Source organism: Shewanella marinintestina (genome assembly GCF_023283845.1).
In the GTDB taxonomy this organism is placed as follows: Bacteria; Pseudomonadota; Gammaproteobacteria; order Enterobacterales; family Shewanellaceae; genus Shewanella; species Shewanella marinintestina.
The window spans coordinates 44,889-66,951 of the sequence record NZ_JAKILC010000013.1; the positions used below are offsets into that span (position 1 = coordinate 44,889).

The following is a 22,063-nucleotide window of genomic DNA, read 5'->3' on the forward strand; positions in this document are numbered from 1 at the left end:
GCACTTAGGCTTTAGTGATCTGACAAAGCGATGCTTTGGTTTCCTGCATCTGAGTCACAGGGTCATAACCATAAGTCAATGCAGTGTTAGCTGATTCACCAATAACGTAAGGAACCGTACCTTCTGGGTAGTTAGGCGCTAAGCTTTCGCCGTGCATCTCACCCGCGAAGTGGTAAGGCATCCAAGTAACACCAGGCTTAACGCGTGGAGTGACCATTGCCTTAATCTTAATACGACCACCTTCAGCACCTTCTAGCCATACTGTGTCGCCGTCACGAATGCTGCGATCTGCCGCATCAGCTGGGTTAATCTCAACAAACATCTCTTGTTGAAGTTCTGCCAACCATGGGTTTGAACGCGATTCTTCACCACCACCTTCGTACTCAACTAAACGACCAGAAGTCAGACCTAGCGGATACTTAGCTGCTGAGTCTATATCTTGAATAGTCTTGTACAGTGTTGGTAGACGGTGTACTTGCATGTCAGCATATGTTGGGTACTTAGACACAAGATCACGACGTGGCGTATATAGCGGCTCACGGTGAACAGGTACTTCGTCTGGGAATGTCCAAACAATACAGCGTGCTTTAGCGTTACCGAATGGAATACAACCGTGCTTCATTGCCACACGTTGGATACCACCAGAAATATCGGTCTTCCAGTTCTTACCTTCAGCTTCAGCTTTTTCAGCCGCAGTTAGGTCGTCCCACCAGCCAAGTTGCTTAAGCATGTCAGCTGTGAACTCTGGGTAACCGTCTTGGATTTCAGCGCCTTTAGAGTAGCTACCTTCAGCAAGTAGGTTCTTACCTTTATACTCAACACCGTAACGAGCACGGAAGTTACCGCCACCCTCAAGTACGTGTTTGTTTGTGTTGTAAAGGATCTGGGTACCAGGGTGCTTCTGCTCTGGTGTACCCCAACATGGCCAAGGTAGACCGTAGGTGTCACCCTTAGCAGGGCCGCCAGCAGCTTCAAGCGTCTTGTTGCTGAATGTACCCCAGTTTTGGGTATGTAGTTTCAAGCGCTCAGGGCTTTGACCTGACATACCAATAGTCCACATACCGCGGTTAATTTCGCGGGTAATGTCCTCAATAACTAATACGTCATTTGCATCTTTAGCAATACGCTTAGTGTACTCATCTGCAAAACCAAGCTTTTGCGATAGACGGTACATGATCTCAAGGTCAGTTTTAGATTCGAATAAAGGCTCAATAACCTGCTCACGCCACTGTTGTGAACGGCCAGAGTTAGACACAGAACCTTGGGTTTCGAACTGAGTTGCAGCTGGTAGCAGATAAACACCATTCTTACGACGGTGCATAACACCCGCCATAGTTGGGAATGGATCCACAACCACTACGGTGTCCATTTGGTCAAGTGCATCACGCACATCACGCTGACGGGTTTCAGTGTTAACCGATTGACCCCAGAAGAACGCCATACGCACGCGGTCTTTCTGCGCTAGCTTTTCAGGTGTTTCTAACACACCATCATGCCAACGAGAACAAGGGATACCTGGGGTGTTCATTGGGATGCGACCTAGGTATGAGTTTTGGTCAAAACGATCCTTAACCCAACCGTAATCTAGGTCCCAAACGTTACACCAGTGCTTCCAAGAACCCGTCTTAAGACCGTAGTAACCTGGTAGCGTATCGAACAATAGACCTAAGTCAGTTGCACCCTGTACGTTATCGTGACCACGGAAGATGTTAGTACCACCACCAGACACGCCCATGTTACCTAGCGCTAGCTGCAGGATACAGTAAGCACGAGTGTTAGCATTACCGACGTGATGCTGAGTACCACCCATACACCAAACAACCGTACCAGGACGGTTATCAGCCATCATTTTAGCCGCTTGGTAAACTTCTTCTTCTGTGCAGCCTGTGATGTTCTCAACTTCTTTAGGTGGGAACTTCTTCACTTCTTCACGAATTGTGTCCATTTCGAAGACACGTTGCTCGATAAATGTCTTATCTTCCCAACCGTTTTCGAAGATGTGCCAAAGCATACCGTAGATAAATGGAATATCTGTACCTGGACGTAAACCACAGTGCAGATCGGCGTGAGCAGCTGTACGAGAGAAACGTGGGTCAACCACGATAATCTTAGCGTTATTCTTCTCTTTCGCGATCAAGATATGCTGCATAGCAACAGGATGCGCTTCAGCCGGGTTTGAGCCGATGAAGAAAATTGCGTTTGCATTCTGGATGTCGTTGAAAGAGTTAGTTTGCGCACCGTAACCCCAAGTGTTGGCAACACCGGCTACAGTGGTAGAGTGACAAATACGTGCAGAGTGGTCGACGTTGTTCGTGCCCCACATTGCCGCAAATTTACGGTACATGTAGCAGCCTTCGTTCGAGAACTTAGCACTACCCATAAAGTAAACAGAGTCTGGACCAGATTCTTTACGAATGGTCTGCATTTGGTCGCCAACTTCGTTGTAAGCTTGCTCCCAAGATAGTTTCTTCCACTTGCCATCAACAAGCTTCATTGGGTACTTAAGACGCTTTTCACCGTGACCATGTTCACGCAGTGCAGCACCTTTAGCACAGTGACCGCCGGCGTTGAATGGGTGATCGAAAGCTGGCTCTTGACCTGTCCACACACCGTTTTGTACTTCTGCGTATAAACCACAACCTACCGCACACGCACTACATACAGTACGCTTAATTTCAGTTGGTGCATCATATGGCACGTCTTTGGCTTCTGCACGACGCATCATGCCGGTGCCCAACAAAGAAGCTGCTGCGATACCACCAGATGTAATACCTGCATGCTTCATAAATTGACGACGACTAAGACCTAGAGTTTTTTTCTCTGTGGTTGGTGCCGCATTGGATTTGCGAGTTAACTTCATCGCTTAAATTCTCCTAAACTATCCGCGTAAGCTGTTGTAATAACTACGGATATGCGCAGTTTCATGATAGCCATTGTCATTCTTTGCACTGACTTTAGTTTCACTTGCTTGGGCAACACTGACGCCTGTCGCGGCGATAGCGACACTTGCGGTGCCACCAATGGTCAGTGCTTTCAGCAAAGATCTGCGGTTCAGATCAGGCTGTTGCTTGTTCATTTTTACTCCTGGAAGATAAGGAATACTCTCATTATAAAAATTAAGATAAGTCTAATAATGCTACCGTTTACAGCGACAACCATGCGGTTGTTAAACCAATGTTCCGCATTGTAAAATTTGTTTACTTATTAGAGGTATCCAACAAAATTGCAGGGCTAATATAAAGAAAATTAGCTTAAGAAAAATTGATCTGAGATAGGTTAGATTTCGACTATTAGGAGGGGTAAGGCAAAAGTGTTAACTGGCGCATATTTAAAAGCGAAAAAACTGTGTAGTAAATCAAAATAGCACAAGTGATTAGACGGTTGAGCCTCATTTTGAATTTAACAAATACAGAACATCACAGGATTTGCTTATATAAATGCTAATTATTAACATTTGAAATTAGGCGGGGATATTTTTTATACAAAACCCTATTTAAACTCGCCATGACAGTTCACCCCTTCAGATCCAGCTAACACTTATTTATCACCAATAAGCAACAATTTGAAAAGTGATTAATACGACCTAAGAGATCCTAATGGAGATAGGTCTAATATAAACTACTGATAACCCTGTTTTTATATAAATAGGATAACGTCGGCTCTACGTAATTGACTGGCTTAGTGCGGGTAATCTAACTAATACCAATTACTTGGTTATTGAGCTGCCTCTGAATAGAGCTGAAGGACAATCTGAATGAGAAGAAAACAAAAATGCCCCGACAAAGTCGAGGCATTTTTAGATGAAAGCAAAACTAACGCTAGTCTCTATAAACTATGCTGTTATTTTCTTTAATTTCATCGTACCAAACGTTGTGATGTTGAACAGCCCAGTTTTCATCACAGTAGCCTGATACCATACACTCCATACCACCTTCGCTGAGTACTGTCGCCATCCAAATATGAACGATAGTAAATGCGATAATAATAATGGCACTAATCGAGTGAATTAACAGTGCTGCCATTGACGCTTCACGCGGCAAATCAAGCCCAGGTAACACCAACATTAACCCCGAAGCTGCGATAAATAAGCCAAACAATGCAAGGCTCCAGAACCACAATTTCTCACCGGCGTTAGCAAAACCACTATCAGGGTGCTTGCCTTTAAATGGACCAAAGTTGACGTAACCACCAACTACTAAGAACCATTTTAAGTCATACATCTTAAAGGTCTGCATTGGCATCCACTTAACGATACACAATATCCATGACACGATAAAAATAGGACTGACCCAATCGTGCACAGTTTTGCTACCGTAAATCAGTGCAGCCCAAAGGCCTTCACCTATGTATGGTTGCAATACATACCGACCTAACATGATGTTAAGTCCCGTGAATATTAGCGCTAAACAAGAAGCCGCCATTATCCAGTGGATCCACAAGTCAGCTTTAGACCAACGTAGTACCATCTTGCCTGAAAAGCCCTTACTTAACTTTGAAGGACCATTTACTAGGTAGAAGAATAGGAACGCTGCAAATACGCCAACAACCGTAATCCCCATAACAGGAGTTAAATACTGATTGCGAACGTTTTTACCTTCGTTACCCACTACGTTAATTAATACACCTGGCTCAACACCTTCTGCCACGGTGTAACCTGACTCACCTGCTTTTACTGCACGCCAAAGATCAGCGTCACTGGTTTTAGCCGCCTGCTGTTGACTCGATTGTTCATCTGCAGCCATTGCGGAGGTGCTAAGCCCCAACCCCATTGAAAAAACCAAAGGGATAACTAGCAAAGCAAAAAGGCTGCGCAGTGATTTCATAAACATACTCACTCCTTTATTGGGCTAAAAACCAACGCTTTTAGCCCACTCAGCCCTGCTAACCAGTAGTTGGGGTGTAACCCCAAATAGTACCTGGTGCGCGTCGTGCAGCAGAACGTTCACGGAAGATATCAGATACGACACCTGCATCACCCGCCAACAGTGCTTTAGTTGCACAAAGCTCTGCACACATTGGTAGTTTGCCTTCAGCAATACGGTTTGCACCGTAAAGCTTACGCTCAGCTTCAGAGAAGTCTGGCTCAGGACCACCGGCACAGAAAGTACATTTATCCATCTTACCGCGGCTACCGAACGCATCCTTTTGTGGAAACTGTGGCGCGCCGAAAGGACAAGCATAGAAACAATAACCACAACCAATACAGGTTTCTTTATTGTGTAATACGATGCCATCTTCAGTACGGTAGAAACAATCTGCCGGACAAACTGCCATACAAGGTGCATCCGTACAGTGCATACACGCGACTGAGATTGATGCTTCACCTGGCTCACCGTCATGTAGAGTAACTACGCGACGACGTTGGATCCCCCAGCCAATGGCTGAGGCGTTTTCGTTTTTACATGCTGTGACGCAACCGTTACACTCGATGCAGCGCTTGGTGTCACATAAGAATTTCATGACTGCCATAATGGCTTATCTCCTCATCAAGTTAATTAGGCTTTGCTGACCTGACACAAGCTCGCTTTCGTCTCTTGCATCTGAGTCACAACATCATAACCATAGGTCATTACGGTGTTGGCGGCTTCGCCAATCACGTAAGGAACCGTTCCTTCTGGATAGTTCTTCTCTAGGCTCTTGCCTTCGAATACACCCGCGAAGTGATATGGCATGAAACATTCACCTGGCACAACTCGTGGAATGACCATAGCCTTAACAGTGATCTTGGCACCTTCTGGACTATGAACGAACACATCATCACCATCACGAATACCGCGATCAGCAGCATCTGCTGGGTTGATCTCGATAAACATCTCCTGCTGAAGCTCAGCAAGCCATGGGTTAGAACGTGTTTCTTCACCACCACCTTCGTACTCAACCAAACGGCCAGTAGTAATTACTAATGGGAAGCCTTTAGTGAAATCCTGCTCCTGAATTGTTTTATACAGGGTAGGAAGTCTTGCAACCATACGGTCTTCGTAAGTTGGGTACTTAGCAACCAAGTCACGACGAGGCGTATATAGCGGCTCACGGTGTAGTGGAATATCATCAGGGAAGTTCCAAACAATACAACGCGCTTTCGCGTTACCGTAAGGAATACAACCGTGCTTAATCGCTACACGCTGAATACCACCAGAAATATCGGTCTTCCAGTTCTTACCTTCTGCATGGACTTTCTCTTCTGCAGTAAGGTCGTCCCACCAACCAAGCTGCTTAAGCATCTTGTCGGTAAACTCTGGATAGCCATCTTTGATTTCACTGCCCTTAGAATAAGAACCTTCAGCCAAAATGTTTACGCCATTATGTTCAACACCATAACGGGCACGGAAGTTACCACCACCATTTATGACTTCACGACCAGTGCGATACAAGATCTGTGAACCTGGGTGCTTCATCTCTGGCGTACCCCAACATGGCCAAGGTAGACCATAAGTCTCACCTTTAGCTGGGCCACCTGGTGCCTCAAGCGATTTAATATCGAACGTGCCCCAGTTTTCTTGGTGCATCTTCAAACGCTCAGGGCTTTGACCTGTGTAACCAATGGTCCACATACCTTTGTTAAATTCACGAGTCATATCTTCAATCAACGGCTCATCGCCATTAACCTTGATATGCTTACAGAATTCTTTCTCGATGCCCCACTTCTTGGCTAGCTTGTACATGATCACATGGTCAGGCTTAGACTCGAATAGTGGTTCAATGACTTGAGAACGCCACTGCAGTGAACGGTTTGAAGCCGATACTGAACCATAAGTTTCAAACTGTGTTGCAGCAGGTAGTAAGTAAACGCCATCGGTACGTTCGTGCATAACACCAGCCATTGTTGGGAATGGATCCACAACTACAACTGTCTTCATTTTGTTTAATGCTTCACGCACTTCACGGCCACGGGTTTCAGTGTTAACCGACTGACCCCAGAAGAATGCCATGTGAATATTGTCTTTCTGAGCAATCTTAGACTTGTCTTCAAGTACACCATCGTGCCAACGAGAACACGGAATACCTGTTGATGTCATAGGATCTTGGCCAAGGTGTGGCTGTTGATCAAAGCGGCTCTTAACCCACTCATAATCTAAGTCCCACACATTACACCAGTGCTTCCAAGAACCGGTCTTAAGACCGTAGTAGCCCGGTAGCGTATCGAACAATAAACCGAAGTCCGTTGCACCCTGTACGTTATCGTGACCACGGAAGATGTTAGTACCACCACCAGACACACCCATGTTACCAAGGGCAAGCTGTAGGATGCAGTAAGCACGAGTATTAGCATTACCCACGTGATGCTGAGTACCACCCATACACCAAACAACAGTCCCCGGCTTAGTTTCAGCCAGTAACTTAGCAACGCGGTACATCTGCTCTTCAGTCGCACCAACAATGTTAGCCACTTCAGCTGGAGGATATTTCTTCACCTCTTCGCGGATACGTTCCATACCGTAAACACGCTGGTCGATAAAGGTTTGATCTTCCCAACCGTTTTCGAAGATGTGCCATAACAAACCATAAATGAAAGGAATATCCGTACCTGGACGAATATGCACGAACTCGTCAGACTTAGCTGCAGTTCGGGTGAAACGAGGGTCGACAACGATAATTTTCGCGCCGCGCTCTTTACCTTCCAAGATATGTTGCATCGCAACAGGGTGAGCTTCACAAGGGTTAGAACCAATAAACATCATCGCTTTAGCGTTACGAATATCGTTAAACGAGTTAGTTTGCGCACCATAGCCCCAAGTGTTTGCAACACCGGCTACAGTGGTAGAGTGACAAATACGTGCAGAGTGGTCGACATTGTTGGTGCCCCACATTGCCGCAAACTTGCGGTACATATAAGCTTGTTCGTTAGAGAACTTGGCACTACCCATGAAGAATACTGAGTCAGGACCCGATTCTTTACGAATATCTAGTGCTTGCTGACCAACTTCTTCAATCGCTTGCTCCCATGAAAGACGCTTCCACTTGCCGCCTTCTAACTTCATTGGATACTTAAGACGCTTCTCACCGTGACCGTGTTCACGCAGCGCAGCACCTTTTGCACAGTGTCCACCAGCGTTAAACGGGTGATCGAATGCAGGTTCCTGACCTGTCCATACGCCGTTTTGAACTTCGGCATAAACGCCACAGCCAACAGAGCAATGAGAACAGATAGTACGTTTAGTTTCGGTGGGGGTGTCGTGGGGAATATCTTTTGCTTCAGCTTTGCGCATCATTCCTGCGCCTAGCATTGATGCCGCTGCAATACCGCCTGTCGCGAGGCTCGCGGACTTGAGGAATTGGCGACGGTTTAAACCTAAAACTGCTTTGTTGCTTGCTGCAGCTTGGTCTGTTTTGCGGGTTAATCGCATCACACTCTCCTTTAATTATTTACTGCGCAGTGTGTCGTAATAACTACGAACATGGTCAGACTCTTGGTAGCCGCTGCCTTTTTTAGCAACTGGCGTTGCTTCAGGTTCTGCGGCAAGAGCTTGTCCACTTGCAGTTGCAACTGCGCCAGCCGCACCGCCGATTGCCAATGCTTTAAGCAATTGACGACGGCCCATGTCGGAAGCTTGCTTCTTCATAGTGTCTCCTTAGATTTCCTAAAATTAAGATAAAATGCTTATCACTAAACTCTCTATCCAGTTCTTGTTGGGCTCTTATCAAATAAGACTCCCATTTTTTGTCTATGTCAGCTCAGATCTATCGATTAACAAACTCTGAACTGACATAAATCTAAACCTCTACCTGCGCTTAAGACGCTAACTCATTGGTAGATGGCTCAATCTTTTCTATACTTTCCGCTTCGCTGCCTGGGCAGTTAACCGGAATGTTTAGACTTAACTGTTCAAACTCTTTCGCTTCAATCACGAAGAATGCTTTAGCAAGCTGAGCCACTGTTGCATAGAAAGCAGCACTTGGTGCCTTTGCTAAGCTATCGCAGAAGCGCTCAATCCAGCTACCCATGTGGCGCTGGTAGAAAGCAAGCTGACGGTAGCCAGGAGCTTCTAAAATCAAGGTGCCCATCACTTCGCAAAGTGCAGCAACATGGTCTTCTGGTTCTTTAACTTCTTCTTCACGCTCAAAACCTAATTGCATTAGATCATTACGCAATAAAGCCAATGGCTTATCCATCAATGAGCCAGTCATAAACCAGCTACCGTAAGGCAGGATTTCGCCACAACCTACACCAAGGAACACGTTAAAGTACTCATCTTCAAGTTGTTCATCACTGAATTGCTGTGCGGCCAATTTAAGTCCAACCCAAGCTTTAGTCATGTCGCTGTCGTCGTCAGCGTCAATTTCTAAGCCCGATAAGAACGCAAGCAACTCAGGGCTTGGTTGGCGACGTAATAACGCTGCAAGCAACTGATAAATATCGGCTCTTAGCTCATCGTTTTCTGAAACTTCTCTTACTAATTCGGTCATGGTTAAACTCTTATCGCAGTTGCTTTTCAGGATCTTGAAGAATGTCTTCAAACATGTCTTTAACTCGACAGTCACCACACATCTTTAAACGGTCTGTGTTGGCACTGAAGGCACTGTGGGTTCCAACCACATCTAACATCCGTTTCACCATGGATTGCGTTGCGAACGGTGTGCCGCAAGTAATACATTCGAACGGGGCTTCCTCATGCAGGGTTTGACGCTCCTGACGCGCAGCTTTATCGAGATTAACCTGAGGCGTTAAGCTGATAACTTTCTCAGGACAAGCTGCTTCACATAAACCACACTGTACACAGTCTTGCTCTACAAAGTGTAATGCCGGGCGATCGCCACCATCGGTCAATGCCCAAGTAGGACAAGTCGCCACACAAGACATACACAAGGTACAGTTCTCAGTGTTTACGCTAACTTGGCCGTATGGAATATTGCTTTGAGATAAGCAGGTATCAACCGATGCAGCTTGTTCATTTAGATGATCGATGGCGTTGTAAATAGTTTCACGCTTAGTGGTTGCAGCAAATTCAGCAGGCACTATCACTGGCCAGCTTGCACTGGTATTAAGCAGCTCAGACAACTCACTCGCACCCGCTTCAGTCAAATGCGCTTCATTGATTAAGCTAATGCGTTGTGGCTGACCCATTTCATCAAGAATATCGTTCGCTAATGAAAGCTCACCATTAAGCATCTGCGTCAATGTTGGTGCAGTCACATCTGTTTGCAGAACCAAAATTTGGCGTGCGCCCCATGCTAGAGCAGACAACCAATGATCCATGCTCGCAACCGTGATCTCTTCCATTTCAATTGGAATGATTTCACCAGCAAGTGCGTCAGTCACTAACTGTGCGCCTTTACCCATATCATGGAAAAGAATAACCGGTGCAACCTGCGCTTCTGCGCGGAACTTAGTCACTAGCTTTTGCAAGTAAGTATGCATAGCTTGCGGTGTTGGCAAGTCATAACTAATCGCGCCTGTTGGACAAGCATTAGTACAACTACCAGCGCCATGACAAAGGTATGGGTCTATTTCAATCTTCTTGGCAACGCTAGAAATAGCATCCGCTGGGCAGAAGTTTAAACAACGCGTACAGCCTTCATTACCATTACGGTTATGAGCACAAATATCGCTGTTAATTTTCACGTAACGTGGCTTATCAAATGAACCGATAAGATCTGGTAACTGTTCAAGTGCATCAGCCAGCTTAGCTTCATCCTGACCGACATAGAAATAGCCTGGCGGCAGCATTTCTAGGTTGATGCATGGGCTCATGCTCAAATCAAGGATCAAGTCGAAGTGGGCTTTACGAATAGCCACAGTGCTTAGTTCTGCACTGCCGTTATCGTGCTCAACCTTAACTTGGAACTGGCCTAAGAAACCTTTAATTTCGATTAGCTTGTTATAGTAACTTTCTACGTTTTCAGCAGCATTCATTACTTTTTCAAGGTGATCTTCATCTTGGCTAGTAATTGGCTCGTTGGCTAAAATCGCGCACTGCCCCATGCTGGACAATTTGTCTGCCGCTAGGCGCGCCAAATCTTCCGGGCCGATCACCAAGACGTTGCCTTCGGTGGTGTAGCTAACGGTCGGTGGGATCAGATTTTGAATCACCTGAGTCCCTGCAAGGACCTTTTGACGAACCTCTTTGAGTCCGACTTGCGTTTCACTATTGCTCACATTGCGTTCCTGAACAGTTCTTTGGCTGCTTCCGTATACGAGTATCGCTGTTCTCATCATGCCTATTATTGGCATCAGCTTTTTATTACTCACTAATACAGCAAATCACATACCAAATTTGTGGAATTAAAAACACTCTATAGTGACGTTAAACAACTTTTCCAGTTGGCACATCGCTGCTTTTTGGTTCATTTTGGGACAAGCTATCTTGCTGAGCGTCCAAAATGTCCGATACTGCGTCAGTATCACTTAAAGATTTATTTTCAACAGAATTTTCAGCCGCAATCATCTCATCTGATACGTCTAATTCGTCTTGTTCTAACTTTTCTTCATCTTTGTCTTTAACCATATGACGGAAGACTTTTTTAGCGATTTCTGCCGATACATCTGGTGTTAGAAGAGGCTGATTACTGTAATCAAGAGCGTACTCAAGCAGTCCATCAATCTCATTATAGTGGGGCTGCTTCCAAAGGGCTTTTAGTGCTGCAGACTTAGTCGCTGGATCAACATTGGCGCCCATAAAGCTAGCAAAGCTGCCACCGACTTCGATTTTCTCAGGATCGGGTAGGTCCTCAGCAGTTAGAATTTTGTCAGGATCTGCTTCTACTCGTGTTTCATCAGTCGATTGTTGCAGAGCGTTTTCTGCAACTTGCTCTGATTCAGCTTGCTCTTGTGCTGCTAACGCCTGCTCTTCAGCCAACTTCTGCGCAGCCTCCTCTGCCGCAGCAACTTCTGCTTCTCCCTCAGCTTCTACCTGTTGCTTACGCAGGTTCCAGCGAGATAAAAAGCCGCTCATAGTCTATCTTCCGTATGATTTGTGCTTGGGCCTTCGTTCTTACGGCGGTTAACATGTTTGCGACGGTGTGCGCAAATTTCAACCTCGCCATGACGAGTAATAAAGGCTTCAATCCAGCAAGCAATAGCCTTCGGCATAGGAATGTTTAACACTGGTGTGTCTGCTTCTAAACAACCGGCCGCAACATTCTGATCGGCTGAAATTGCTACAGGCTTCCACTCGCCTTCTTCGTTTTCATCACAAACGATGTAAAGCATAGCGTTATCCATATCAATATTGATACGGTAACTACCGCGCTCATCTTTATGTAGCTCAAGTAGGACTAAGTTGGCACCCTCAGGTGCAGCGTGGGTAGCAGGAAGCATCTGATCGACTTCCCACTGTACTGAGGTCCATCTTCCGACTTGCTTCTCTGTCTTTTTAAGAGAAACGTACATTGGCCATTGGCTTTCGGTATGTTGCATTCAGTCTCCGTCTTGCCTGAGGTGGCTGCCGACATAGCAGTCCCACTAAATAAATTCTCCCTTAAGTTAAAGCAATATATGTGCCATACAATATCAATTAAATAGTTTGAACTAGATCAACTATTCCATCCAAAGACTAGGACATTTTGTCTAAATAGCAATTATAGGTAGGACATAAAAGGGCGACCCTAGCAGTAAAAATGTGATCAACCACTAACTTTAACTCCCTATACATTTAGGTATAGATATTGCTTAGTACTAGGCGCAATTATTTTCTTTATCAGATGATGGGTCATATGACAGCACATAAAAGCAATCCAAAGTTAATTAAAACCGATACTAACGTCCCTCTGACTATTGCGGTAACCGCAGTCAATGAGAATGGCGAAACCGTGGATAAATTCATTGCTTGTGAACGCCCGCTTACTGTTTATCTAAACTGGCAGCCAATTGTCACCTTAATGACATTAGGCGCGCGCGCCGAAGCCTTGTCTCTTGGATACCTTAAAAATCAAGGCTTTATATCTGACATCAATAAGTTAGAGTCTGTCATTGTTGATTGGGATGTAAACTCTGCTGCTATTATTACTGCTGAAAAAATTGAAAACCTAGATGAAAAGCTATCAGAAAAAACCGTAACTACGGGCTGCGGTCAAGGCACTGTTTATGGTGACTTTATGACAGGTCTAGATGATATTGAATTGCCGACACCACAGCTTAAACAAAGCATGATTTATAGCCTGTTAAAAAATATCAGCGCTTACAATGAAACCTATAAAAATGCTGGTGCTGTTCACGGTTGCGGCTTATGCCACCAAGATCAAATTGTTGGTTTTGTTGAAGATGTCGGCCGTCACAATGCAGTTGACACGTTAGCTGGCGAAATGTGGCTCAACCAAGATAGCGGTAACGACAAACTGTTTTATACCACTGGTCGCTTAACCTCTGAGATGGTGATTAAAGTTGCCAAGATGGGCATTCCAGTTGTGCTATCGCGCAGTGGTGCAACCCAAATGGGCTTAGAGCTGGCGCAGAAACTTGGCATCACTATGATCGCTCGTGCCAAAGGTCGCCACTTCTTAATTTATAACGGTGCAGAGAATATTGAATTTGATGCTCTTTCTTAAACCATACAACCTAAAGACAACCATAAATTGCGTGACAAGGATTAACAATGACTGAGCCGACTGAACTGATCTATATGAGTGCCAAACAGGTATCTGAGTACCTAGATCTCAATGAGAAGAAAGTCTACTCAATGGCTAATGATCGCATTCTACCGGCGACTAAAATCACTGGTAAATGGTTGTTCCCAAAGATCTTGATTGATCGATGGGTGATGGACTCATGCCATAGCGGCATGTTGTCAGACCGTATGCATATCACGGGTAGCGATGATCCTTTGTTATCTATGCTTGTGGCAAGAATGATGTCACAAGTGGGCAAAAGTGAGCTAATAAGTTACAGCTCAACCGGCTCACGTTTAGGCTTGGATTTGCTTTCTCGCGGCTACGCTGATGTATGTACTCTGCACTGGGGCAGCGTTGAAGAACGCAGTGTACGTCACCCAGCATTGTTACAAGGCTATGCTAACCACCAACAGTGGGTCATGGTTCACGGCTATACCCGTAAACAAGGCTTGATGATGCGGCCTGATATGCACCATCGCTGCCAAGAGTTAGACAAAGTGTCGCAACAGTCATGGCGCTGGGTAGCACGCCAAGCTGGTGCGGGTAGCCAACAACACCTTGAACAATGGTTAATGAAGCAAGGCGCTTCTTTTGAAGAGTTGAACTCGAGCATTGTTGCGCAAAGTGAGCGAGAACTGGCGGGTTATATTGCTCGTAACAATGCCGATATCGGTTTTGGTTGTCAGTCGGTCGCACTAGAAAGTGGTTTAAGTTTTGTACCGTTAGTCACTGAGTCATTTGATTTTGTTATGCCGCAAGGCATTTACTTTAGACGTCAGCTACAGCGACTATTTAATTTACTGGCAGAGCCACAAACTCAGCAACTTGCAGCAACGTTAGGTGGGTATGACTTAACCGATTGCGGTAAATTACTCTGGAATGGTCAATAAGCTCTGCTTTTAGCCTATCGAGATTAAAAGGGCTTACATTGAGTCCCTTGGTGAAACACTAATTGCCATAAATCTTGCTGCTTACGCCAAATAGAGCTACGAATAGAAAAGCTGATGACATTGTCATCGGCTTTTTTTAATTTAGCACGATAGGTGACTTGGCAAATATCCTCAGCTAACTCTCTCACTACAAACTGACTCGACTCGATAAGTGGTGCCCGTTCATCTGGCAGCCTCGCTAGAATCTCTTGCTTTCCGAAACTACAGCCAGTAGCCGAAAACTCAATAAAGTCTTCGCTCACAAGTCGAGTTAATTCAGAGCAGGAGCTACGTACCTCCGGTTTTTGTAGGTACAGTTCTAGCTCTACAAGTAAGTTCTCTAGTCTGAAATTCACAATAGAATCCAACTATCCCCAATGAGAAGTGCTGATCTTAGTCTAGGATAAGTTTTGGATTTTTTAAAATAGCTCAAACGCTTATTTGGTTTTAAGCTAATCTATTTGTTTTAAAAGCTGTCAGCGCTAGCCCTATGCGTCGCGAAATTTTTGCCATTGGATCCGCTGCTCAGGTTTTAAAAACGTCCAAGCCAACACCCGGGTAATCTTGTTGCCTTGATGCATCTCAATTTCCTTCACTTCTGTCGCTTGGACTTGTTGCAGTAATCTCTTGGCGGGTTTAAGGTTATCCTTTTTAGACACTAAGGTGGTAAACCACAAGCACTGCGCCGCAAATTGACGACTCTCGTTAATCATCAACTTTAAAAATGCTTGCTCGCCTCCCTCACACCATAACTCAGCTTTTTGGCCGCCAAAATTAAGTACTGAATCTGATTTTTTTAAGCTCAATTTAGCAACTGGCTTTGCGGTACCTTTAGCCGCCTTATTTGCGGCAAGGTTTTTAAGCTTACGAGTGGTACCTTCACTAGCCTCGGCTAATGAAGCGTGAAATGGTGGGTTGCATAAAGTCACATCAAAACGTTCATTCGCTTGAATAATGCCACTAAAAACCTGCTGTACATTAGTTTGTAGTCTGGCACTAAACTTATTACTAATCTTATCGTTAGCATTAAAAATCTGCTGCGCATTATCAATTGATAGCGGGTCAACATCACTACCGACAAAATCCCACCCATAAGATTGAATACCTAAAAGCGGATAGATAACATTCGCCCCCGTGCCTATATCTAAAGCGCGAATCCTTGCCCCTGTCGCTAACCGTGTTTTATTACCGCTATCGACTGCTAATAGATCAGCAATGTAATGAATGTAATCAGCTCGTCCGGGGATAGGTGGACACAAGAAACCTGCAGGTATATCCCAATGTTCTACACCGTAATGCAGTTTTAATAGGCCTGCATTAAGCATTTTAACCGCTTGAGGATCAGCGAAATCAATTGATAAGTTGCCATAAGGATTAGGTTTAACGAACGGTGTTAACTTTGGAAATGCAGCGATAAGTGCCACAAAGTCATAACCATTATTATGTAAATTTCTTGGATGTAACGTTTTCGTTGGCTGTGAAGATTTTAACTTAGTATGAGCTGGCACTTGCTTACCCGCTTTAGCTTGAGTTTTAGCTGTAAAGCTCCCAACCTTTGCACGTTTTTTATCGGCAGGCTCACGTTTAGGTGTCGAAGCCTTAGTCGGCTTGTTAACTGCATTAGCAGATTTGTTTTTTTGGTTCATGATTTAACGCACTGACACCTAAAAGAACACAAACACAATCGTATTTGCATCAAAATTAATCGTATAGATACTTAGTAAACAGCAAATTAACCACTAAAGGCTCACCCACTTCTTGCTCTAAAAGACGGTTTATCATTTCATAGCATTCACGACGGATCTCTTCTTTACCCGTTAATGATTTGACCTTGTCTTCGGTTTGGTTACCCAATATTTCAACAATAGCAGCTCGTAAAAGTGGATCGTGTCGCTCAAGGCTCACGAGTTGCTCAGGCTTTTTAACCATAAGTTCAACGCTGATCCTGACATAGCCAAGCTTCTTTCTATTGGCAATATAGTTAGTCACGATCTCAGGCTCAAAGCCATAGTAAGCGTATTCTTCTAGTGCTTTGTCGTCTGCAGCAAATACATTGATACTGCTAGATAGCAGTAAAAGTAATACAGCGATGATTATTTTCATTTTACACTGACTCCCTAGTCTAGATTCGATGAGATAACTTCTGTCCATGTACTTTAACGCCATCATCAACGGCCAAAACTGACAATGTCTACCTGCAACGCTACGGGCATGCTAGACTGCTTCGGTTTGCTGTATTGTACCGAGAATTAGATGACTGTGACTAGGTTAAGCTTTCCTTATGGTGAATCAATCCAATGGTTTTCACCAGAAAAAATCACCAACTTACCCAAGCAGCCCTTTCAAGAGTGGCTATTAAGCACGTGTAGCTTAACCCAAAAACTCAAAAAACAGTGCCAGCACTTTGAAGTCAAAATTCTTGGCGAAGACACTTTGGCTCCATTAGAAGAATCTTTTGGCAACAAAAGTATGTGGGTGAGAGAAGTATTGCTGATTTTAGATGGAACACCTTGGGTCTTTGCCCGTACTTTAATTCCCGGTGAACTACTCGAGAAAAAACAGCAAGAATTTTTAGGCCTAGGCGTTAGACCACTAGGTGAACTTCTCTATTCTGCCGACGAATTTACACCGGGAAAAATCGAAGTCGCCCACTTTGAAGCGTGTTGTAAGATAGCCAAATTAGCCGAGTCACTGCAGCAAGATGTTAGCGGCCCGCTTTGGGGGCGTCGCCGCTACTTTCAATATGAAACCGAACAATTGGTTGTGAGTGAGGTTTTCTTACCTGCCGCGCAACAGGCAATTGAAAAACTATAACTTTACCTATTTAAAACGCCCTAATATGGGCGTTTAGTCAGCATTATCTATATTGTTTAACCATGACTGGTAAATCAGTAATAGCACCGAAGCCGACCAGCTAAAGTTAGTACAATGCAACCCCTCTCCAGTAAGTGGGTGGTAATTCTCTCGAATTGGACTTTGCCCTAATATCCCTTCCCCCTGACTAATCAGTTGGTTTGCCAGTAACCGCGCCTGTGATCGATAACCGTAGCGCTCTATCCCTTGCAACCCAAATAGCGCCTGATCTAACCAAACCGGGCCACGCCAATATTGAGCAGCCGCGAAATTAGGGCTGTCGGCGCTAACGGTCGGAAACGGAATTAGAGTACCAAACTGGTTTTTAGCTAAATGGCGTTCAACAATAATCTTCGCTTGAGCATTACTAGCAGCGCCGGCCCATAAGGGCAACCAGCCTTCAACACCTTTTCCTTGCGCGATCATTAATTGGCTGCCAGTTGCTCTATAACGAATATCATAGAAAAACCCTGACTCAGGATCGTACATTTGCATCTGGATCTGCTTAGCTAACCTAGTCGCTTCAACATCCCACCTCTGCACATCCGCATAATTCAATACTTCTGCTATCTGCTGTAAAAAGCGCTTTTCAGCATACAGATAGGCATTCAGATCAACAGACTCCTGCGACACAGAGTAACCAACCAGCTGATCCGCACGGCTGTTTTGCCATATCGACAACTCACCATCAACATCAAACCTTGGCGCGTTATCCATTCCAGACTCCCATGCAGCAGCCTCAATAACAGCTTCAATATTAACTGTGCCGTCTTGATTCAAATGCATTGGATGTAAATTAGCACCGTACTCAGCAAGACCGTTATTATTGTTGTCTCTGTTGTGATACCACCACTCATGATAAGCCACTAATTTGGGGTACATCTCTTTTAAAAAGGTTAAATCTTTATCTTGCAGATATATTTGCCATACTGCCCAACCGGCTAGTGGAGGCTTGCCGTTACGTTCATTCCAATTGCCGCCTTTGCCACCACGCTCTGCGTCTTTATTATAAAAAATCGCATCGGGTAAATTGCCTGCATCTTGTGGCCTAACTGGATCTTGCGCGGTAAATTGGTAATCAAACATAGCGCGCACATTGGATTTGGCTAAATCAGTATCGAAACGAGCTAAAGCCACAGCCTGCTTCCAGGTGTCCCAAGCCCAAACACCATTAAACCATTTGTAGGTAATTGATGGTGTGACCGCATCATGTAAAATAGCACCAGCAGGACTACGCCAATTATGCAGCAGGGTCATCATACTTTTTACAGCTAGTTGGCGTACATTTTTATCGCCACCTTGCATAAGATTATCAAGCCTTGCCTGCCACTTACTGCGATTATTAATAAGCTGAGTTTCAATCAGCTGCCAATCAGGCTGTTTATGTGCGATACGCTCTGCTTGAGTATGAAAATAGCGCTGAGCCGATAAAAAACTATGCCGTTCTCCTGCTTCGATAACTATAGGCTCTGCAATGGCACCATAACCTGATTTGTCGTTCGGCATAATGTTAATATCACGATCAAACCATAACTCATACTCGGCATCCGCCAATTGGATCTGCCAAGTATCCATTACTGGGTTAAGTTGCCAGCGAATATAGTTTGCAGTGGTTTGTACTTGTTTTACTAAGTCATAACTCGGTAGCGAGGGGGGCGAAACAAAGGGAGTACCATGCCAGACAAGTTGCCAATTTTGTGGCTTATGAGACAGATTTATTAACTCGGTACGGATCACTGCGGTGCGGTTATCACTATAACTTAGGCTTAAATTAACCTGCAGATCTGACCAAGTAAATGACTGAACCAGACCATCAGGCTGGCTGTAGATCTCAACCTTACTAGCACTTTCAAATGCAATAAACTCGTCTTTATCTAAATTAATTAACTGCAAACGCTGCAAGCTATCGCTTAGATGCAGGCTGTATTCTTGTGCAATGAAAAGTGGTCCAGTAAAACTGCCATAATAATCAGCATTATCGGGCAGGTGAAAACCATGCCAAGCCCCCATATCGGTATAGACAGAACCTATTGCTAAATTACCTTTAGCATCTCTAGCTTCCATTGATGCTGGCGTGCCCTGATAAGGCAGTAAATTGTGATAGTCAGGAGAGTCGATACTCGAAAGGCTAGCAATACACAGTAAAAGGCAGTTAAGCATGAGTTTTTATTTTTTTTTGGATATTATATCCAGAGTATTACAGGCTAAATTTTGTTCTGCAAGCTCATTCAGCGCAACCACTGCGCCAATAATCATAGTAACCAAAGCTGACTTGGCGTAGTTACCGAGCCAACTTAAATCGAATTACGCGGTTTAAAGGCCGGTATGGCTAATATAATTGGCCACACCATCAAGGAACATTTGCACCGAAATCATCACTAAAACCATCCCCATCAATCGCTCAACCGCTGTTAGGCCTTTCTCGCCTAAAACTTTGGTAAATAGCTTATAGAATAATAAAATCACCGCACTGGCTCCCCATGCGGATAACAAAGCTATGGTCCAGTCAGTCATTCGGGTGCTGTCGGTGTGTGCCAATAAAATGAGTGCAGCTAACACCGATGGGCCAGCCATCAAAGGAATCGCCATTGGTACAATAAAAGGCTCTTCACCTGCAGCTAAACCAACTACTCCACCGGGTTGCGGGAAGATCATACGGATAGCTATAAGGAATAAAATAATACCGCCCGCAATACTAACGGACTCAGTACGTAGGTTAAGGAAGCTTAAAATGGCTTCACCGGCAAACAGAAATAACATCATAATCACCAGCGCTATCAGCAATTCCCTGATCAACACTCGTCGACGTTTTTTCGGTTCAATATGGCGTAGTATGGACGCGAATATAGGTAAGTTACCTAACGGATCCATAATAAGAAATAACATGACTGCGGCTGAGAAAGTATCCATAGATAAATGATTCTAATCGTCGTAAAAGGTAATGTTCTATACTGCGTTACCGACAAACTAACAAATAACCAGCAACTAACACCATAAAAATTCACAATATACTTTAATTAGCTGTGACTGAATATCAATGTAAATTAAACATTGCGCTCTGCTAATTCGTTACAACACTGGTATACTATGGCGTTTTTTTCGCGCTGCCAGTTTAATTTGGAACTCAATGCTGTATCTCATAGCTAGCTGTATTGCACTATTACTCGGTCCACTGTTTTACCGATTCTTTTCGGAAGGTAATGGACTACAAAAAGGCCTAGACGGATTTATTTTCGTATCTCTGGGCGGCTTAGTGCTGATCCATATACTGCCAGAACTACTAGAGCATGGCGGATTCCTTGCGATTGTCTTTGTGATAATAGGCATGTGGGGGCCAACCCTCAGTGAGAAACTGTTCCATCGTTATTCAGAAGTGACCCATAACCTAACCCTATTTTTAGGTATTGGTGGCTTGCTGCTGCATACCATTACTGATGGTGGCGCAATGATCTTAGCGCAGCAAGAAGGTAACTCGCCTTTGCTAGCGCTAGGTATTATTTTGCACAGGCTACCCGTGGGTGTTGCTATTTGGTGGCTGCTTAAACCGCAACTTGGCAGCCGCTGGGCGATGGCAGTGCTGGCCGCAATGATGCTACTAACTGGCTTTGGTTACTTTGCTGGCGAGCAACTACTGTCTCATTTAAGCCTTGAAAATACTGTTTACTTACAAGCATTTGTAACTGGCTCTATTTTGCACGTAGTGCTGCATCAGCCTCATGGTTCGCCAGATACAGATAAGCAAGGCAAGTTTGAATACCAAGCAGGCATTGGTAGCTTGCTCGGTATTGTATTGCTGGTTTTATTATTGATGATGGATTCAGGTGGCCACGAGCATCACCACCATAGCCATTCTACCGAACATTTACTCGACTGGATGCTGACCATAGCGCCAGTACTATTACTTGCTTATGCCGTAGCAAGCTTGCGTTATCACTTTGGCCTTACGCCGCATAATAAGCAGCTTGGTCGTCTTTGGTTACAACGTCTGCTCGGCCCAGAAGCCATTATTATCACTGGTTTATTACTAGGCCCTATGTTTGCTTTACTACAGGCAGTCTCGGTATTGGCAATTGGTTGGCAGCTAACCCGTTGCAATGTTGAACCTACCGATCCTCACGACCATCTACCCAATTCAGCATGGCGTTTTGGCTTCGCGCATTTAGTCGATAGAAGCGCCCCGTGGATTTTACTAAGCTTAGTGTTAGCTAACTTAATTGGTCACCCAGCAGTACCGTTATCAAGCCCGCTAGTGCAAGTAATCGTACTACTTTTAGTGTTCTTACCAATGCGCTTCTGTAATTTAGGCGCGGCAGTATTATCGCTATCATTAGCTTATAGTGGCTGGACAACAACAGCGGTGATGTTGCCATTAATCGCAGCACCAATATTTAATTTAGCCCAGTTGAAACTGATGAATTGGACACAAAAAGCTAGCCTCTTTGCTCTGCTTATCGCCTTACTAGGTGCAATTGAGTTATTACATCCTAAATGGCAAGCCATGGTGCATTTGCCTGCAATGCTAAACAATATCTGTTTAGTCATAGTGGCTATTTTATTTGCAACTAGCTTGCTTAGATTAGGGCCTCGTAAGTTCTTAAGCCGATTAATGTTGCTTAAGCCAAAAACACATGCCCATTCACATGATCACGGACATTCGCACGCCAACGAGCATAGCCATAGCCATGATGAGCACAAACATAAGCATCATCACTAGTACCAAGTCTCACTATAGGTTC

General features: G+C 44.6%; 19 protein-coding genes. 4 read left to right on the top strand and 15 right to left on the bottom strand.

Going from position 1 to position 22,063, the window contains the following annotated elements; all coding sequences use genetic code 11:
* Nucleotides 1-4 precede the first annotated feature (4 nt).
* From L2747_RS14310 to L2747_RS14355, 10 genes are all read right to left on the bottom strand, one after another.
* Nucleotides 5-2,860 (bottom strand): formate dehydrogenase subunit alpha, encoded by a 2,856-nt coding sequence (locus tag L2747_RS14310; RefSeq protein WP_248999695.1) that lies wholly within the window; start codon nt 2,858-2,860, stop codon nt 5-7.
* An 18-nt stretch (nt 2,861-2,878) separates the two neighbouring features.
* Nucleotides 2,879-3,076: a twin-arginine translocation signal domain-containing protein gene (locus L2747_RS14315; RefSeq protein ID WP_248999696.1), complete on the bottom strand. Its 198-nt coding sequence runs from the start codon at nt 3,074-3,076 to the stop codon at nt 2,879-2,881.
* A 742-nt stretch (nt 3,077-3,818) separates the two neighbouring features.
* Nucleotides 3,819-4,829 carry a formate dehydrogenase subunit gamma gene (locus L2747_RS14320; RefSeq protein ID WP_248999697.1) on the bottom strand — a complete coding sequence of 337 codons (1,011 nt, stop codon included), beginning with the start codon at nt 4,827-4,829 and terminating at the stop codon, nt 3,819-3,821.
* Nucleotides 4,830-4,881: 52 nt separating this feature from the next.
* Complete coding sequence (gene fdh3B / locus L2747_RS14325; RefSeq protein ID WP_220779766.1) at nt 4,882-5,469, bottom strand: formate dehydrogenase FDH3 subunit beta; 588 nt, start codon at nt 5,467-5,469, stop codon at nt 4,882-4,884.
* A 26-nt stretch (nt 5,470-5,495) separates the two neighbouring features.
* A complete protein-coding gene (locus L2747_RS14330) occupies nt 5,496-8,345 on the bottom strand; it encodes a formate dehydrogenase subunit alpha (RefSeq protein ID WP_248999698.1) in 2,850 nt (949 codons plus the stop codon).
* A 15-nt stretch (nt 8,346-8,360) separates the two neighbouring features.
* Nucleotides 8,361-8,561 carry a twin-arginine translocation signal domain-containing protein gene (locus L2747_RS14335; RefSeq protein WP_248999699.1) on the bottom strand — a complete coding sequence of 67 codons (201 nt, stop codon included), beginning with the start codon at nt 8,559-8,561 and terminating at the stop codon, nt 8,361-8,363.
* 169 nt (nt 8,562-8,730) lie between these two features.
* Nucleotides 8,731-9,405 (bottom strand): TorD/DmsD family molecular chaperone, encoded by a 675-nt coding sequence (locus tag L2747_RS14340; RefSeq protein WP_248999700.1) that lies wholly within the window; start codon nt 9,403-9,405, stop codon nt 8,731-8,733.
* Nucleotides 9,406-9,415: 10 nt separating this feature from the next.
* Nucleotides 9,416-11,095, bottom strand: coding sequence for a 4Fe-4S binding protein (locus tag L2747_RS14345; RefSeq protein WP_248999701.1), 1,680 nt, complete (start codon nt 11,093-11,095; stop codon nt 9,416-9,418).
* A 148-nt stretch (nt 11,096-11,243) separates the two neighbouring features.
* Complete coding sequence (locus tag L2747_RS14350; RefSeq protein WP_248999702.1) at nt 11,244-11,891, bottom strand: DUF3306 domain-containing protein; 648 nt, start codon at nt 11,889-11,891, stop codon at nt 11,244-11,246.
* Nucleotides 11,888-12,355: a DUF3305 domain-containing protein gene (locus L2747_RS14355; RefSeq protein WP_248999703.1), complete on the bottom strand. Its 468-nt coding sequence runs from the start codon at nt 12,353-12,355 to the stop codon at nt 11,888-11,890. Before L2747_RS14355 ends, L2747_RS14350 begins: the two co-directional genes overlap by 4 nt.
* A gap of 284 nt (nt 12,356-12,639) precedes the next feature.
* On the opposite strand from L2747_RS14355, the gene L2747_RS14360 reads away from it, so the two are divergent.
* Entirely contained in the window at nt 12,640-13,482 is an 843-nt protein-coding gene (locus L2747_RS14360; RefSeq protein ID WP_371985927.1) for a formate dehydrogenase accessory sulfurtransferase FdhD, read from the top strand.
* Nucleotides 13,483-13,529: 47 nt separating this feature from the next.
* Nucleotides 13,530-14,435 carry a substrate-binding domain-containing protein gene (locus L2747_RS14365; protein WP_248999705.1) on the top strand — a complete coding sequence of 302 codons (906 nt, stop codon included), beginning with the start codon at nt 13,530-13,532 and terminating at the stop codon, nt 14,433-14,435.
* Nucleotides 14,436-14,458: 23 nt separating this feature from the next.
* Here the strand turns inward: L2747_RS14365 and L2747_RS14370 are convergent, their stop codons facing one another.
* The 3 genes from L2747_RS14370 to L2747_RS14380 all read right to left on the bottom strand — a co-directional run bounded on the left by L2747_RS14370 (nt 14,459) and on the right by L2747_RS14380 (nt 16,577).
* Nucleotides 14,459-14,830, bottom strand: a complete 372-nt coding sequence (locus L2747_RS14370) for a nuclear transport factor 2 family protein (RefSeq protein ID WP_248999706.1) — start codon at nt 14,828-14,830, stop codon at nt 14,459-14,461.
* Between the two features lie 132 nt (nt 14,831-14,962).
* Nucleotides 14,963-16,120: a 23S rRNA (adenine(1618)-N(6))-methyltransferase RlmF gene (gene rlmF / locus L2747_RS14375; protein ID WP_248999707.1), complete on the bottom strand. Its 1,158-nt coding sequence runs from the start codon at nt 16,118-16,120 to the stop codon at nt 14,963-14,965.
* Nucleotides 16,121-16,175: 55 nt separating this feature from the next.
* Nucleotides 16,176-16,577: a flagellar basal body-associated protein FliL gene (locus L2747_RS14380; protein ID WP_248999708.1), complete on the bottom strand. Its 402-nt coding sequence runs from the start codon at nt 16,575-16,577 to the stop codon at nt 16,176-16,178.
* A 150-nt stretch (nt 16,578-16,727) separates the two neighbouring features.
* Between L2747_RS14380 and L2747_RS14385 the strand changes: the two genes are divergently transcribed.
* A complete protein-coding gene (locus L2747_RS14385; protein WP_248999709.1) occupies nt 16,728-17,288 on the top strand; it encodes a chorismate--pyruvate lyase family protein in 561 nt (186 codons plus the stop codon).
* 33 nt (nt 17,289-17,321) lie between these two features.
* Here L2747_RS14385 and L2747_RS14390 read toward each other — a convergent pair whose 3' ends face one another.
* Together L2747_RS14390 and L2747_RS14395 are read right to left on the bottom strand one after the other, a co-directional pair.
* The gene (locus tag L2747_RS14390; RefSeq protein ID WP_248999710.1) at nt 17,322-19,487 is read right to left on the bottom strand and encodes an MGH1-like glycoside hydrolase domain-containing protein; all 2,166 of its coding nucleotides are present in this window, start codon (nt 19,485-19,487) and stop codon (nt 17,322-17,324) included.
* A 153-nt stretch (nt 19,488-19,640) separates the two neighbouring features.
* The gene (locus L2747_RS14395) at nt 19,641-20,237 is read right to left on the bottom strand and encodes a YhgN family NAAT transporter (RefSeq protein WP_248999711.1); all 597 of its coding nucleotides are present in this window, start codon (nt 20,235-20,237) and stop codon (nt 19,641-19,643) included.
* A 217-nt stretch (nt 20,238-20,454) separates the two neighbouring features.
* Between L2747_RS14395 and L2747_RS14400 the strand changes: the two genes are divergently transcribed.
* Nucleotides 20,455-22,041, top strand: a complete 1,587-nt coding sequence (locus L2747_RS14400) for a metal transporter (RefSeq protein ID WP_248999712.1) — start codon at nt 20,455-20,457, stop codon at nt 22,039-22,041.
* Nucleotides 22,042-22,063 lie beyond the last annotated feature (22 nt).

Excerpts from the sequence above, each read along its gene's own strand:
- L2747_RS14340 (WP_248999700.1), bottom strand. The coding sequence starts at position 9,405 with ATGACCGAATTAGTAAGAGAAGTTTCAGAAAACGATGAGCTAAGAGCC.
- L2747_RS14320 (WP_248999697.1), bottom strand. The coding sequence starts at position 4,829 with ATGTTTATGAAATCACTGCGCAGCCTTTTTGCTTTGCTAGTTATCCCT.
- L2747_RS14315 (WP_248999696.1), bottom strand. The coding sequence starts at position 3,076 with ATGAACAAGCAACAGCCTGATCTGAACCGCAGATCTTTGCTGAAAGCA.
- L2747_RS14390 (WP_248999710.1), bottom strand. The coding sequence starts at position 19,487 with ATGCTTAACTGCCTTTTACTGTGTATTGCTAGCCTTTCGAGTATCGAC.
- L2747_RS14400 (WP_248999712.1), top strand. The coding sequence starts at position 20,455 with ATGCTGTATCTCATAGCTAGCTGTATTGCACTATTACTCGGTCCACTG.
- rlmF (WP_248999707.1), bottom strand. The coding sequence starts at position 16,120 with ATGAACCAAAAAAACAAATCTGCTAATGCAGTTAACAAGCCGACTAAG.
- L2747_RS14335 (WP_248999699.1), bottom strand. The coding sequence starts at position 8,561 with ATGAAGAAGCAAGCTTCCGACATGGGCCGTCGTCAATTGCTTAAAGCA.
- L2747_RS14360 (WP_371985927.1), top strand. The coding sequence starts at position 12,640 with ATGATGGGTCATATGACAGCACATAAAAGCAATCCAAAGTTAATTAAA.
- L2747_RS14365 (WP_248999705.1), top strand. The coding sequence starts at position 13,530 with ATGACTGAGCCGACTGAACTGATCTATATGAGTGCCAAACAGGTATCT.
- L2747_RS14380 (WP_248999708.1), bottom strand. The coding sequence starts at position 16,577 with ATGAAAATAATCATCGCTGTATTACTTTTACTGCTATCTAGCAGTATC.
- L2747_RS14385 (WP_248999709.1), top strand. The coding sequence starts at position 16,728 with ATGACTGTGACTAGGTTAAGCTTTCCTTATGGTGAATCAATCCAATGG.
- fdh3B (WP_220779766.1), bottom strand. The coding sequence starts at position 5,469 with ATGGCAGTCATGAAATTCTTATGTGACACCAAGCGCTGCATCGAGTGT.
- L2747_RS14310 (WP_248999695.1), bottom strand. The coding sequence starts at position 2,860 with ATGAAGTTAACTCGCAAATCCAATGCGGCACCAACCACAGAGAAAAAA.
- L2747_RS14355 (WP_248999703.1), bottom strand. The coding sequence starts at position 12,355 with ATGCAACATACCGAAAGCCAATGGCCAATGTACGTTTCTCTTAAAAAG.
- L2747_RS14330 (WP_248999698.1), bottom strand. The coding sequence starts at position 8,345 with ATGCGATTAACCCGCAAAACAGACCAAGCTGCAGCAAGCAACAAAGCA.
- L2747_RS14350 (WP_248999702.1), bottom strand. The coding sequence starts at position 11,891 with ATGAGCGGCTTTTTATCTCGCTGGAACCTGCGTAAGCAACAGGTAGAA.
- L2747_RS14395 (WP_248999711.1), bottom strand. The coding sequence starts at position 20,237 with ATGGATACTTTCTCAGCCGCAGTCATGTTATTTCTTATTATGGATCCG.